The sequence below is a fragment of the Nonlabens arenilitoris genome (genome assembly GCF_002954765.1).
Taxonomy (GTDB): domain Bacteria; phylum Bacteroidota; class Bacteroidia; order Flavobacteriales; family Flavobacteriaceae; genus Nonlabens; species Nonlabens arenilitoris.
Genome location: NZ_MTPW01000001.1, coordinates 3,256,505 through 3,270,025, shown reverse-complemented (window position 1 = coordinate 3,270,025; position 13,521 = coordinate 3,256,505). Strand labels below are relative to the sequence as shown.

Annotated in this window: 10 protein-coding genes; 5 read left to right on the top strand and 5 right to left on the bottom strand. The window is 35.4% G+C overall.

Going from position 1 to position 13,521, the window contains the following annotated elements; all coding sequences use genetic code 11:
- Window positions 1-19: 19 nt before the first annotated feature.
- Window positions 20-616: an LURP-one-related family protein gene (locus tag BST92_RS14615; RefSeq protein ID WP_105072129.1), complete on the bottom strand. Its 597-nt coding sequence runs from the start codon at window positions 614-616 to the stop codon at window positions 20-22.
- An 83-nt stretch (window positions 617-699) separates the two neighbouring features.
- Window positions 700-3,024: an ATP-dependent helicase gene (locus BST92_RS14610; protein ID WP_105072128.1), complete on the bottom strand. Its 2,325-nt coding sequence runs from the start codon at window positions 3,022-3,024 to the stop codon at window positions 700-702.
- 202 nt (window positions 3,025-3,226) lie between these two features.
- Between BST92_RS14610 and BST92_RS14605 the strand changes: the two genes are divergently transcribed.
- Window positions 3,227-4,768: an FMN-binding glutamate synthase family protein gene (locus tag BST92_RS14605; protein ID WP_105072127.1), complete on the top strand. Its 1,542-nt coding sequence runs from the start codon at window positions 3,227-3,229 to the stop codon at window positions 4,766-4,768.
- A gap of 167 nt (window positions 4,769-4,935) precedes the next feature.
- Window positions 4,936-5,454 carry a DUF7935 family protein gene (locus BST92_RS14600; protein ID WP_211292510.1) on the top strand — a complete coding sequence of 173 codons (519 nt, stop codon included), beginning with the start codon at window positions 4,936-4,938 and terminating at the stop codon, window positions 5,452-5,454.
- On the opposite strand, the gene BST92_RS14595 is transcribed toward BST92_RS14600, so the two are convergent.
- On the bottom strand, window positions 5,451-7,556 hold the full coding sequence (locus BST92_RS14595; protein WP_105072125.1) for a M1 family metallopeptidase: 2,106 nt from the start codon (window positions 7,554-7,556) through the stop codon (window positions 5,451-5,453). The genes BST92_RS14600 and BST92_RS14595 overlap by 4 nt on opposite strands.
- 149 nt (window positions 7,557-7,705) lie before the next feature.
- On the opposite strand from BST92_RS14595, the gene recG reads away from it, so the two are divergent.
- Window positions 7,706-9,811 (top strand): ATP-dependent DNA helicase RecG, encoded by a 2,106-nt coding sequence (gene recG / locus BST92_RS14590; protein ID WP_105072124.1) that lies wholly within the window; start codon window positions 7,706-7,708, stop codon window positions 9,809-9,811.
- A gap of 65 nt (window positions 9,812-9,876) precedes the next feature.
- Window positions 9,877-10,458: a porin family protein gene (locus BST92_RS14585; protein WP_105072123.1), complete on the top strand. Its 582-nt coding sequence runs from the start codon at window positions 9,877-9,879 to the stop codon at window positions 10,456-10,458.
- Window positions 10,459-10,691: 233 nt separating this feature from the next.
- On the opposite strand, the gene BST92_RS14580 is transcribed toward BST92_RS14585, so the two are convergent.
- Together BST92_RS14580 and BST92_RS14575 are read right to left on the bottom strand one after the other, a co-directional pair.
- Window positions 10,692-11,336 carry a hypothetical protein gene (locus BST92_RS14580; protein WP_105072122.1) on the bottom strand — a complete coding sequence of 215 codons (645 nt, stop codon included), beginning with the start codon at window positions 11,334-11,336 and terminating at the stop codon, window positions 10,692-10,694.
- 3 nt (window positions 11,337-11,339) lie between these two features.
- The gene (locus BST92_RS14575) at window positions 11,340-11,834 is read right to left on the bottom strand and encodes an RNA polymerase sigma factor (protein WP_042289292.1); all 495 of its coding nucleotides are present in this window, start codon (window positions 11,832-11,834) and stop codon (window positions 11,340-11,342) included.
- 194 nt (window positions 11,835-12,028) lie between these two features.
- Here BST92_RS14575 and lpdA point away from each other — a divergent pair, with 194 nt between their 5' ends.
- Window positions 12,029-13,432: a dihydrolipoyl dehydrogenase gene (gene lpdA / locus BST92_RS14570; RefSeq protein WP_105072121.1), complete on the top strand. Its 1,404-nt coding sequence runs from the start codon at window positions 12,029-12,031 to the stop codon at window positions 13,430-13,432.
- Window positions 13,433-13,521 lie beyond the last annotated feature (89 nt).

Sequence of the window (13,521 nt, the reverse complement as noted above, 5' to 3'; positions counted from 1 at the left end):
TAAATCATTTGCTGGAATCTTATCCTCTACGACGTTCTAATAAAATCATCATCATTAGACCTAACATTACTCTTTCTTTATCATCCTCATCTATATCTGCATGTTTAGTGAGTTCAAACTCTTTACCTAAAAATGAAGGCATTTTTTTAAGCTTTACAACAACTTCACCTTTACTATTGGTCACGTTATAAGTAGGATTAAAAAGGTATCCTGTGAAAAATCCTAAAACTGGAATCTCACCTAACAAATTATCTAGAAATCGAGTAAAAGCACTTTCTTCCTTTACGTTATATTGCAATTGCTGGTTTTGATCGATGATGTTATATTCAGCTTTCCACATGCTGCGCCATCCTTTGCGAGCGATTTTACCTATTTCATTATTATTTGCATCAATCATGCTGTACGCGGCACTCCAGTCCAACCATTTATTTGCAGCGATCGTGAATAAAACTCTTGTTTTACTTTCATCACTATAAACGTTTACAGCTTCTTTAAGCTTGAACATTTTTTGCTTTACATAGGCTATGGTTTGTCCTTGGGCATTGCGAGCTGTAAAATCATTTGAAAGCGTGGTTACCTTAAAGCTAAATTTTATAGGGTAGTCTAGGTTATTCATTATGGGTTGGTTTAATTGGTCGTTAAGTTTAATATGTAAGAGCTTATTAAAAATACCTATTTGTGTTAATTCATATAGATCGGTTATTCGTCAATAATGTCCAATTTGGCAAATCGAAGTAGCAACTTTTTTAATCCACCGACTTGAAAATTAATTTCGGCTTTTTTCTCGCCGCCAGCACCTTCTATATTTACTACGGTTCCACGACCAAATCGTCCATGTGATACCATCATTCCAGGTTCTAAGTTTCCTTCAAAACCAGATAGTTTACTATTACTGCTAGAGCTAGGTCTTATCTTGCGCAGTTTTCTAATCTGGTCTTCACTAGGTCTACTGACACTAGGTGGCTTACCAGATACAGGTTTACGTTGTCTTAATTTGGACTTATCTGGTTCATCCCATAAGTGGTCTGTCAAGGCACTTTTATACCTATAATCATCCATAGGAGTAGTGTACTCAAGATACTGATCATCTATCTCAGTAATAAATCGGCTAGGTTCTGCATCGACTAGCTTTCCCCATCGATATCTACTTAAGGTATAAGTAAGATATGCTTGATGCTCTGCTCTAGTAAGTGCTACATAAAAAAGGCGTCTTTCTTCTTCAAGTTCCTCTCGAGTGTTCATACTCATTCCACTAGGGAACAAGTCTTCTTCCATTCCTACAATATATACATATGGAAATTCCAGTCCTTTTGCAAGGTGAATGGTCATTAGTGAAACACGATCATCAGTGTCCTTGTCATTATCTAAGTCTGTTGCCAGCGCTACATCTTCTAGAAATTCTGCAAGAGAACCTCTAGCTTCATCAACCTCTTTTTGCCCTTCAACAAAGTCTCGCATTCCATTTAGTAACTCTTCAATATTCTCGACTTTAGAGATACCTTCTTGACTACCATCTTTTTTTAGCTCATTGATTAAAGCACTTTTCTTAATCACATATTCTGTAAGTTCAAATACAGATTGCGTCTCTTCAAGCGCCTGAAAGCTCTTAATCATGGTTACAAAGTTTTTAAGCTTTGTTTTTGTACTACTAGCGATACCTATATCAATGCGATCGATATGCTCTATAACCTCAAAAATACTACGATCATAATGCTTTGCTGCGACAATCAATTTATCCATTGTTGTAGCACCTATACCACGTGCTGGATAATTAATAATACGTTTTAGAGATTCTTCATCTTTAGGATTAACAATAACTCTTAAATAGGCTAGTACATCTTTAACCTCTTTACGTTGGTAAAAACTCAATCCTCCATAAATTCTATAGGGTATATCTCTTTTACGTAGCGCATCTTCCATCGCTCTAGATTGCGCATTAGTCCTGTAAAGAATAGCAAACTGATCATTACCCAGTTGCTTTTGCATTTTATTTTCAAAAATAGAACCAGCAACATATCGACCTTCTTCGGCATCACTCATCAAACGGTGTACGATAATTTTAGGCCCATCATTATTTGCTGTCCAAACTACTTTGTCTAGCTTAGTTTTGTTTTTATCAATAATAGAGTTTGCAGCCTCTACAATGTTTTTTGTAGATCTATAATTCTGTTCTAGTCGATAGGCCTTTACACCTTCATAATCTCGCTGAAAATTCAGAATGTTATTAATATTTGCACCACGGAATGCATAGATTGATTGTGCATCATCGCCTACCACACATATATTTTGAAATTTATCAGACAGTGCTTTTACAATAAGATATTGCGAGTGATTAGTATCTTGATACTCATCTACTAGAATGTATTGAAAACGATTTTGATATTTTGCCAGTACTTCTGGAAAACGGTTTAACAGTTCATTTGTCTTTAATAACAAATCATCAAAATCCATTGCGCCTGCCTTGAAACAACGCTCTACATATTCTTTATAAATATCTCCAAAACGTGGTCTGCGTGCCATTGCATCTGCCTCTTGTAAGTCTGGATCATTAAAATAGGCTCTTACGGTAATAAGACTATTTTTCATGGATGAGATACGAGAAGAGATTTGCTTGTATTTATAGACGTCTTTATCCAGTCCCATTTCTTTAATGATAGCACTTACTAATCTTTGCGAGTCTTGAGAATCATAAATAGTAAAATTTGATGGGTAGCCTAATTTATCAGCCTCCATACGCAGTAAGCGTGCAAAAACAGAGTGGAAGGTACCCATCCATAGATTTTTTGCTTCACTTTGACCTACGATGTCTGCGATACGTTTTTTCATCTCTCTCGCAGCTTTGTTGGTAAAGGTTAATGCCAAAATATTAAAGGCATCTACACCTTGTTGCATTAAGTATGCAATACGTAGAGTAAGCACTCGAGTTTTACCTGATCCAGCACCTGCTATAACGATCATGGCACCATCTTTTTGCAACACAGGTTCACGTTGCGCGTCATTTAATTGAGATATATAATCTTGCACTTTTTTCTTTTTCTAGGGAAGACAAGATACGAGTTGAAGGTCGTTTTTTTGTCCATTATTCATATTTTTTATAAACGATTTTTAAAATCAACTGGGCTCATATAAATTGCTTTTAATAGGTTATTGTGTTGTAATTATTTCGCTTTCGCGAAAGCGAAATTCTAAATCACATTTATGTATTTTTACCATTCAAATTTTTTAAATGATTGATTTTATTCTAAACCTGGCGTGGTACTGGTGGTTATTAATAGTAGTTTTAATAGTAGCATTATATGATATTTTTAATAAGAAGCATATCATTCTTAGAAATTTTCCAGTAGTTGGACATTTCCGTTATTGGTTAGAAAGTGTAGGTCCAGAACTACGTCAGTACATCGTCGCAAATAATCGTGAAGAACTTCCATTCAATAGGATAGAGCGCGGTTGGATTTATGCCAGTGCAAAGAATGAAAATAATTATGAAGGATTTGGTACGGATAGAGACATATATGCGCATCAATATATATTTATCAATAATGCGATGATGCCTTATAAGGTAGAGAAAGAGCATATCTCTCATAACGAGCCTACATTTTTACCTTGTGCAAAAGTGATAGGTGCTGCAAAGGGTAGAAAAAGGCCTTTCCGTCCAGCAAGCGTGATTAACATTAGTGCGATGAGTTATGGTAGCTTATCAGCAAAAGCGGTAGACGCGATGAATAATGGAGCAAAACAAGTCCATGCTTATCACAATACCGGTGAAGGTGGATTATCTCCATATCATAAACGTGGTGCAGATGTGGTTTTCCATATCGGTACGGGATACTTTGGTGTAAGAGATAAAGAGGGAAACTTCTCTATGGAGATGTTGAAGAAACTGGTGAAAGATCATCCTCAAGTGAGAGCAATCGAGTTGAAATTATCTCAAGGTGCAAAACCGGGAAAAGGAGGTGTGCTACCAGGTTCAAAAATTACTAAAGAAATTAGTGAGATACGCAATGTCCCGATGGGAGAAGATGTTTTATCACCACCGACACATAGCGCTTTTGAAGGGATACAAGGTCTAGTAGATTTTGTGGAGCAAATTGCCCAAGAGACTGGTTTACCTACTGGTATTAAAGCGGCTATAGGTAAGTTAGAACAGTGGGAAGAACTGGCAGATATTATGAAGACTACCGGTAAAGGACCTGATTTTATAACTGTGGATGGTGGTGAAGGTGGTACCGGTGCTGCTCCACCTAGTTTTGCAGATCACGTTTCTCTACCTTGGGTTTATGGCTTTAAGGACCTTTATCAGGTTTTTCAAAAACGTAACATGACTGAAGATATAGTCTTTATTGCATCGGGTAAATTAGGTTTTCCTGCAAAGGCTGCCATGGCTTTTTCTATGGGAGCAGATGTTATCAATGTAGCTCGAGAAGCAATGATATCTATAGGATGTATTCAGGCACAAGCCTGTCACAATAACACCTGTCCGACAGGAATTGCTACACAAAATAAATGGTTGCAGCGTGGTATTGTAGTTCCTGAAAAAGCAGGAAGACTAGCCAGTTATTTTAAAAAGTTTAATAAAGAATTGCTAGAGATTACTCATGCTGCTGGATATGAACATCCATGTCAGTTTGATATGCGCGATGTAGATGTAAGTATAGGTGATACTAATATGACACAAACATTAGAGTATACTTATAAATATCAAAAAACACCTGTGCCATTTGAGAGTATGCAATCATTAAAAAATTGTCCACATCTAGGCGGTAAGTAGTATCGATATTTTATAAATCGTTGGTCTTATATTAAGTAGATGATAACCAATAAAATTAGGTGAGGTAACTAGCAATTACTAATCCTAACAATTCATTAAATCACCAGTTTATTTTAATCTGATACATTACTTTTGATTTAATAACGTTATAAGAAAAACACATGACTATGGATGATAAAATTCTTTTAGGTTTTATAGCTGTTTTACCTGCGCTAGTAGTAGGTTTTGTAGCTTTTTATTTTTTAACATCGTTTATGAAAAATGAGGAACGTCGTCGTCGATTCCTTACTGTTAGAGAATCACAAGGTAAAACCTTACCTACTAGAATGGCTTCTTATGAACGTATGACACTATTTCTAGAACGTATTAAGCCTAATAATCTAGTTGTTAGAACACTAGCAGGCTCTATGACAAAATTGCAATATGAGCAAACTTTAATTTCTGCTATTGATCAAGAGTTTGAACACAATATCGCACAACAGATATATGTGAGTGAAGAGTGTTGGAATATTATACGAGCGGCAAAAAACACGACCATTCAACAAATACGTCAGGTTGCTATGAGTAGTAAAATCAATACAGGTGAAGACTTGAGGCAAGCTATCGTTAATGAGTTAATGGATAAGCGTGCACCTAGTGCTGCCGCATTAAGCTATTTAAGATCTGAGGTAAAGGACCTTTTCTAGACTGTAAATAAATCCCTTATTCTTTTCTGTTCATCATCAGGCATTGTAGACAGTATCCTGTCTATCAAAACCCTAGATTCATCTTTTTTATAAAGCGCTTCAAAAATATCGCGACTGTTTTTATAAAATCTCCAGTTGTGATGAAAACATGCGTTCATTAAATCTCGATAATTTTGAGTACCCATAGCATTAAGATTGATGAGGTAATCAAATGCTGCTGTGCGCGTCTGTGGATTATATTCAGGACTTGTATATTTAGAAATATCCTGTAAAAATTCATATTTTTCATTATTCTTAAAATCACTAGAATTAAGAGCTAGAGCATTCCACGCCATTTCTAAAGAAGGGCTCATGCTATCCCATTTTTCTCTTGCATCTCTTAAAATTTGTGGTCGATCCATAGGGTTACCTTGCCATAATAGAAATAAAGCACTTTCTCTAGTTAAGTAAGACTGATCATTGAGCATTGTACTCAGTAATTTATCTAGTGCAGGATCGTATTCTTGTAAACTTAATGCAATAGCCTGTCTTACTTTAACACTTCCTGATGCTGCGGCTTCCTTATACAGTTCAATGATTTTGTCATTTTTTTTATGTAGAATTAATTGACTTATCATTTCTTCTACCAGTAACTCATTTAGAGGTGAACTTAATGTTTCTTTATAAGAATTAAATGCCTCATCAAAACTAGAGATGCTACGAGCTGCAAGTTGAAAATATTGTTCCATAAAATTACTCTTACGTAATAATTGCAGCGCTTCAGCACTTGGGAATTGGGTATTAGTAAGCCATCTATTTTTAAAAGCGGTCATGTTCTTACCACTAATTGAATTCACAACATTTAAAAAATCGTCAGTCGTCACATTACCACCAGCATATTGCTTTAAATAAGTACGTACACTCAATTTAAAATCAGCATTACCTATTTCTTCTCTTAAGGCATGTAGCGCCCATGCACCGTGTTGATAGAATGTAAGACTACTAGCATGTGCATCTAGTAATGCAGTTCCTTTACCAGCTTTTGTTTGAGCGATTAATGATTCGGCATTTTCAAATAAGGTCATGTAATAATGATCTTCTCCATATATCTCACGCTCTGCCAGCATAGAGTAGTAAGTAGCAAAACCTTCTTGAAGCCAGTGATGCTTACCACTGGTTTCAGTCACTAAATCACCAAACCACTGATGTGCCATCTCATGTGCATTAACAGTTATATAACTGCCATCATTATAGGCTATATCATCAACAACAAATTGATCGCTGTAAATGGTGGCTGTTGTATTTTCCATACCAGAATATAGAAAATCCTTGACAGGTATTTGTTTATATACTTTCCATGGATATTCAATACCTATCTCTTGTTCAAGAAAATCAAACATTTTGACGGTATGTCTATATGTAGGTTCTACTTTTTGAGCATCTTCTGGGTAATAATACAATTCTATTTGCTTTTGTGAAGCCGTCATCTTCTTTTCTACCTTATAGTCGCCTACCACCATAGCTACTAGGTAACTACTCATTGGGAAATCCATGTTGAATTGCCACTTTATATTCTTATCTATCTCAGTAGTTTCTAGAAGTACTCCATTAGATATAGCTCGGTATTGAGATGGAGCAGTAATACTGATATCCCAGACCATTTTATCGTTCATGTCATCTATACTAGGCAACCAGTTACTCGTATATTTCCCTTGACCTTGTGTCCATATTTGATCCCATTTACCGTCGTTATCTTTATCGATATGGTATAATGCCGTATTAGGTTGGGTTGAGAATTCTATTGAGATGTCGTGTGTTGCGCTTTCGCGAAAGCGTGATTCCACAACTATTTGCTTCTTATTATAATCTGCCTTTACAGGCTTGCCATCTATTTTAACATCGTAACGTGTGATGTTTTTTGCGTCTATAAATAGGGAAGGAATGTCTTTAAGTATAGATACTTGATAAGTCACTGTACCAGATATCAACTCTGAATTTTCATTAACGTAAATATCTACCGCGGCATTTTTAAAATCAACAATGTCTATCTGTGACGGACTGTTTTGAGCAATGGAAAATATAGAAAAAAGGCTGGCTATAGACCAGTAAATAAATGTTCTCATAGGGAAAGCAAAATACAAAAGTCGCGCCAAGCTGAAAGACGCAAATTGATAAATTCTAGTTAAGAACGGTACTTAATATAGCTTATTGAATGGTAAAAGGTTTTTAGCATTACTTTAGGAAGGTTACTTTTGTATAAAACCATTATTGCTTGCCTACTAATTTTCTACATACACCTATAGATTATCTAAATGGAGTAGGACCTGCTCGTGCTAAATTGTTGAAAGCAGAGTTGGGCATATCTACATATGGCGATTTAGCAAATCTGTTTCCTAATCGTTATATAGACAAGACTAAATATTATAAAATTAATGAACTGGTCCCAGATAGTGCCCATGTCCAAATAATAGGCAAGGTCACTCATATTAAAACGATGGGTGATGGACGTAGCAGTAGGTTAGTGGCTACCTTTATAGATGGAACTGGCAGTATGGAGCTGGTCTGGTTTAAAGGTCAAAAGTATTTTAAAGACAATTTGAAATTAAATGTGCCCTATGTGATTTATGGTAAGGTATCTAAATATGGATCAAAATATAATGTCGCTCATCCCGATGTTGAATTATTAAAAGATCATCGATCACGCCAGCAAAGTGCGATGACGCCCATATATCCATCTACAGAACAACTAACTAAACGTAATGTGACTAATAAGATGATGGTGCGCATGATGCAGCAACTTTTTAGTGAAGTTCAACATTCGTTTACCGAAACACTCTCAGACCAGATCAGGTCTCAACATCAATTAGTAGATAAAAATACCGCCATGTATAATGCACATTTCCCCAAAAGTGCTGCGTTATTGCAACAGTCTATTTATAGATTGAAGTTTGAAGAGTTGTTTTTTATACAAATGGAGTTGCTCTTGCAAAATAGGATTAGAAAAACTCGCATAAAAGGATACTCATTTGAAAAGGTAGGGAAATATTTTAACGACTTTTACTCCAATCATTTACCATTTGAGTTAACAGGTGCTCAAAAAAGAGTTGTCAAAGAAATACGGGCAGATATGGGAACTGGTGCCCATATGAATCGATTGTTGCAAGGAGATGTAGGGTCTGGTAAAACAATTGTTGCGGTTTTAACTTGTTTACTCGCTATAGATAATGGATATCAAGCATGTATTATGGCGCCTACTGAGATACTTGCACAACAACATTATCAAGGGGTTTCTGAATTATTAGAAAATACAGGTCTTAAAGTTTCCTTACTTACAGGTTCAGTTAAAACTAAAGCACGTCGTATAATCCATTCAGATCTAGAAGATGGAACTTTAAACATTTTAATAGGTACACATGCTTTAATTGAAGATAAAGTAAGGTTTAAAAATCTAGGAGTTGCCATAGTAGATGAACAACACAGGTTTGGTGTTGCTCAAAGAGCAAAGTTGTGGAAGAAAAATGATTTGCCACCGCATGTATTAGTGATGACTGCAACACCTATTCCTAGGACACTCGCAATGAGCCTTTATGGTGATCTAGATATATCTGTTATTGATGAATTACCACCAGGTAGAAAAGAGATTAAAACGGTTCATAGATATGATAAGAATAGACTAGGTGTCTTTTCGTTTTTAAAAGAAGAGATTTCTAAAGGTCGTCAGGTCTATATGGTTTATCCTTTAATAGAAGAATCTGAAACATTGGATTATAAAGATTTAATGGATGGATATGAAAGTGTGGTCAGGGAATTTCCAGCACCACAATATCAAGTCAGTATTGTCCACGGCCGTATGAAGCCAGAAGATAAGGATTATGAAATGGAACGTTTTGTCAAGGGCGAGACTCAAATCATGGTAGCTACTACAGTAATAGAAGTAGGCGTTAATGTGCCCAATGCTAGTGTTATGGTCATCGAAAGTGCAGAGCGTTTTGGACTGTCACAATTGCATCAATTGCGCGGTAGAGTAGGACGTGGTGCAGACCAAAGTTTCTGTATACTTATAACTAGTTATAAACTCAGTACAGAAGCTAAAACCCGTATAGAAACTATGGTCGCTACTACAGATGGTTTTGAAATTGCTGAGGTAGATTTAAAACTACGTGGTCCTGGAGATATGATGGGGACTAGGCAAAGTGGTGTTTTAGCTTTAAGAGTTGCCGACATTGTAAAGGATAATGACATTCTAGCCGTTGCCAGAAATACAGCCATTGAATTACTGCAAAAAGACGCAACACTAGCTTTGCCAGAACATGAAAGTATTAAAAAAGTACTTCAATTTTTACAGTCCAAAAAAGGTTTGTGGAAGTATATAAGCTAAGTTTTATTTGTCTATTATTGTTTTTACATATTTATTATATCTTTGAACAAACCAAAAACTTAACAATGAAGTCATTTTACATTTCTTTAGTCGCACTTTTTCTCGTGACCACAGCAGCACAAGCACAAGATTTTTCATATGGTATTATAGGTGGATATAATGCATCTACTGTCGGTAACAATCCCGGTGGTGGATGGGATGATTATAGATCAGGATATCACATAGGTGCGATTGCAGAGTTTCCACAAAGTGATAAATGGTCTTTTGAGGCTGCGGCTTATTTTTCAGAAGAAGGTGAGAACTTTGAAAATAACAATACGACCAGTACCGTATACTTAAGATTTATAAATGTTCCAGTACATTTTAAGTACTATGTATTTGATAACTTCAGTTTACACATAGGTCCTCAAGTAGGATTTTTGATGAATGCAAAACAATCTTTTGTAGAAGATGGAGATCGAGTTGATATAGAAGGAAAGGTAAACAGTTCATTTGCTGCAACTGCAGGTTTAGGATATGATTTTGAAAATGGTCTTTTTATAAAAGCGACTTATGCACATGGTGTTACAGACTTATTTGATAACGTAGACTTTTCAAATGATGAGCGTACTCGTGTAGCTCACTTTTCAGTAGGATACAAGTTCTAATAGATTAAAATATCCTAATAAAAAAGCCTGTTTCTTTTAAGAAACAGGCTTTTTTTTATGGATATCAAACTGGTGTTAATTCTATGCCAGATATATTGTTCATCGCTTTTAATAGGATGTTGTACAACCATAGGTACTCTAATATTAATGATATGAGTACTGTACTTCAATTCTATAGTAATGCTAATATAATTTTAAGAAAGATATAGGCTATCTATTTATTCTATTCAATTTTATACTTCCATACGTTTTAACTCTTCATAGTTATTCTTTAAACGCTTGAGTAAAATCCCATAGATAAGCATGTAGATCAGGTATATAAATCCTAAAAATATAATATATATAACAGTAAGTATTAAGAAGGTTACAACATAGAACATGGTTTCATGTCCGTCCATTTTACCGCTTTCCATCAATTCATTAATTAATGGGTGATTATTAAGCATGTATACCGTTGTAATCATTCCCGAAATAAATCCTCCTATAATATTATACCAGATATACCATTTCATGGTTTTTCTAGTTTTGATAATATTTTTCATCAAACTACGTGTAGGTTGTGTGGCAGATATGTTCTTATAATTCTTATAGAATAAATAGATAAAGTAAATGATTGCTATAATATGGACAATCCACGATATCAACATAAAATTAGAATTCATCAGTTCTCTGGTAAATTCATCTGGACTGCCTAAAAATGAATAAAAGAAATTAATACTAGACATTACCGCAAACTCGATAATGGCAATTATTAATAACCATTTTACAATACTGGTAGATTTTTGAGCCAGCATTTTTTTGATATTATCAGCACTGACCTGTGGGTACTCTTTATTTTGAGCATTCCATTTTTGTTTAAGTATATCTAATTGATCCATCGTTTATGGATTTATAATGTTAGTTAATTTTGTTTTCACTCGGTTCATTTTCACTCTTGCATTCACTTCACTAATTCCAAGTGTCTCTGATATTTCTTTATAATTTTTATCCTCGAGGTATAGAAAAACGAGTGCCTTTTCAATATCGTTAAGCTGTTTAACAGCTCCATATAAAAGAGTCAACTGCTCTGCTGTTTCATCATCTTCTTGTAAATCAGTTATTTTAAACTGTACATTGTCATAGTCTGTAGTTTTGACACGTCTAGTAGACTTACGATAAAGTGTTATAGCTGTATTAAGAGCTACACGATACATCCATGTAGAGAATTTTGCATCTCCTCTAAATTTTGGATAAGCCTTCCATAACTGTATGGTTACCTCTTGAAAAAGATCATTATGTGCATCTTGATCATTGGTATACAGTCTACAAATCTTATGGACTATATTCTGGTTTTCTTCCAGCTGTTTTATAAATTCTGATTCGAGTTGTTGACTCACGTTTATTGATTAGGTTATAGTATAAGTAACTGATCGATGTGTATTGTTACAAATTGAAGGTAAAATAAATGATTTTGTATATACGCTTTCGCGAAAGCGTACAAATAAGTACCCTAATTAATACTCAAAATTAAACACTATCCATCCAGCCTTTCTTATCTTTGAATCTTAATTGAAACCATTAAATTCTCATTATGAGTACATACGATGTAGCAATAATAGGATCAGGACCTGGAGGATATGTGGCAGCAATACGTTGCGCGCAACTAGGTATGAAAACTGCAATTATTGAAAAATATAATACACTAGGAGGAACCTGTCTTAACGTAGGTTGTATTCCTTCAAAAGCTTTACTTGATTCATCTCATCACTATGATGATGCGATGAAGCATTTTGAAGATCATGGAATTGAAATTCCAGGAGAGATTAAAATCAACTTTGAGAAAATGATTGCTCGTAAAAAGCAAGTAGTGGATCAAACTTGTGATGGTGTTGCTTTTCTAATGAAGAAAAATAACATAGACGTATATACTGGGATGGGATCTTTTAAAGATGCGACTCATATTAATATTGACGGTGCAGATGGTAGTCAAACCATAGAAGCAAAAAACACAATTATCGCCACAGGTTCTAAACCAGGTAGCTTACCGTTTATAACCATAGATAAGGAAAGAGTAATTACCTCTACAGAAGCGCTCACTCTTAAAGAAATCCCTAAGCACATGATCGTTATAGGTGGTGGAGTTATAGGGCTAGAGTTAGGACAGGTATATCGCAGACTAGGTGCAGAGGTAACTGTTATCGAGTACATGGATCGTATCACACCAGGAATGGATAAAATGTTATCCAAAGAGTTGATGAAAGTTCTAAAAAAGCAGAAAATCAAATTCCATTTATCACATGCCGTTAATAAAGTAGAGCGCAATGGAGATGAGGTTACCGTTACTGCAAAAAATAAAAAAGGCGAAGAAGTTACATTTACTGGCGATTATTGTCTTGTATCTGTAGGTAGAAGACCTTATACTGATAAGTTAAATGCCACTGCCGCTGGTGTTAAAATTAACGAGCGTGGACAGGTGGAAACTAATGAGCACTTGCAGACTAACGTATCTAATATTTATGCAATAGGAGATGTGGTTAAAGGAGCAATGCTAGCACACAAGGCAGAAGAAGAAGGTGTCTTTGTTGCAGAAACGATCGCAGGACAGAAACCGCATATAGACTATAATTTAATTCCTAATGTTATTTATACCTGGCCAGAAGTCGCTAGTGTAGGGAAAACAGAAGAAGAATTAAAAGAAGCAGGTACAGCTATTAAAGTAGGTCAGTTCCCTATCAGGGCTTTAGGTAGAGCAAGAGCTAGTGGAGATATTGATGGAATGATTAAAATTATAGCAGACGAGAAGACAGATGAGGTACTAGGTGTACATATGATAGGTGCCCGTGTAGCAGACTTAATTGCAGAAGCTGTAACGGCGATGGAGTTCCGTGCAAGTGCTGAAGATATTGCACGTATGTCTCATGCGCATCCTACATATGCCGAAGCTGTAAAAGAAGCGGCACTAGCCGCAACGGCAGATAGAGCATTACATGTATAATTAATTATAAAAAATATTGTAGAAGGCCGATTCATAAATTGAATCGGCCTTTTTTTTAACATAATTTTTAAAACTGTCGTGAAAGGTTT

What these genes read in the sequence shown, in the direction of transcription:
- BST92_RS14615 (WP_105072129.1), bottom strand. Translation starts at nt 616, where the DNA reads ATGAATAACCTAGACTACCCTATAAAATTTAGCTTTAAGGTAACCACG.
- BST92_RS14605 (WP_105072127.1), top strand. Translation starts at nt 3,227, where the DNA reads ATGATTGATTTTATTCTAAACCTGGCGTGGTACTGGTGGTTATTAATA.
- BST92_RS14600 (WP_211292510.1), top strand. Translation starts at nt 4,936, where the DNA reads ATGGATGATAAAATTCTTTTAGGTTTTATAGCTGTTTTACCTGCGCTA.
- BST92_RS14595 (WP_105072125.1), bottom strand. Translation starts at nt 7,556, where the DNA reads ATGAGAACATTTATTTACTGGTCTATAGCCAGCCTTTTTTCTATATTT.
- BST92_RS14585 (WP_105072123.1), top strand. Translation starts at nt 9,877, where the DNA reads ATGAAGTCATTTTACATTTCTTTAGTCGCACTTTTTCTCGTGACCACA.
- BST92_RS14580 (WP_105072122.1), bottom strand. Translation starts at nt 11,336, where the DNA reads ATGGATCAATTAGATATACTTAAACAAAAATGGAATGCTCAAAATAAA.
- lpdA (WP_105072121.1), top strand. Translation starts at nt 12,029, where the DNA reads ATGAGTACATACGATGTAGCAATAATAGGATCAGGACCTGGAGGATAT.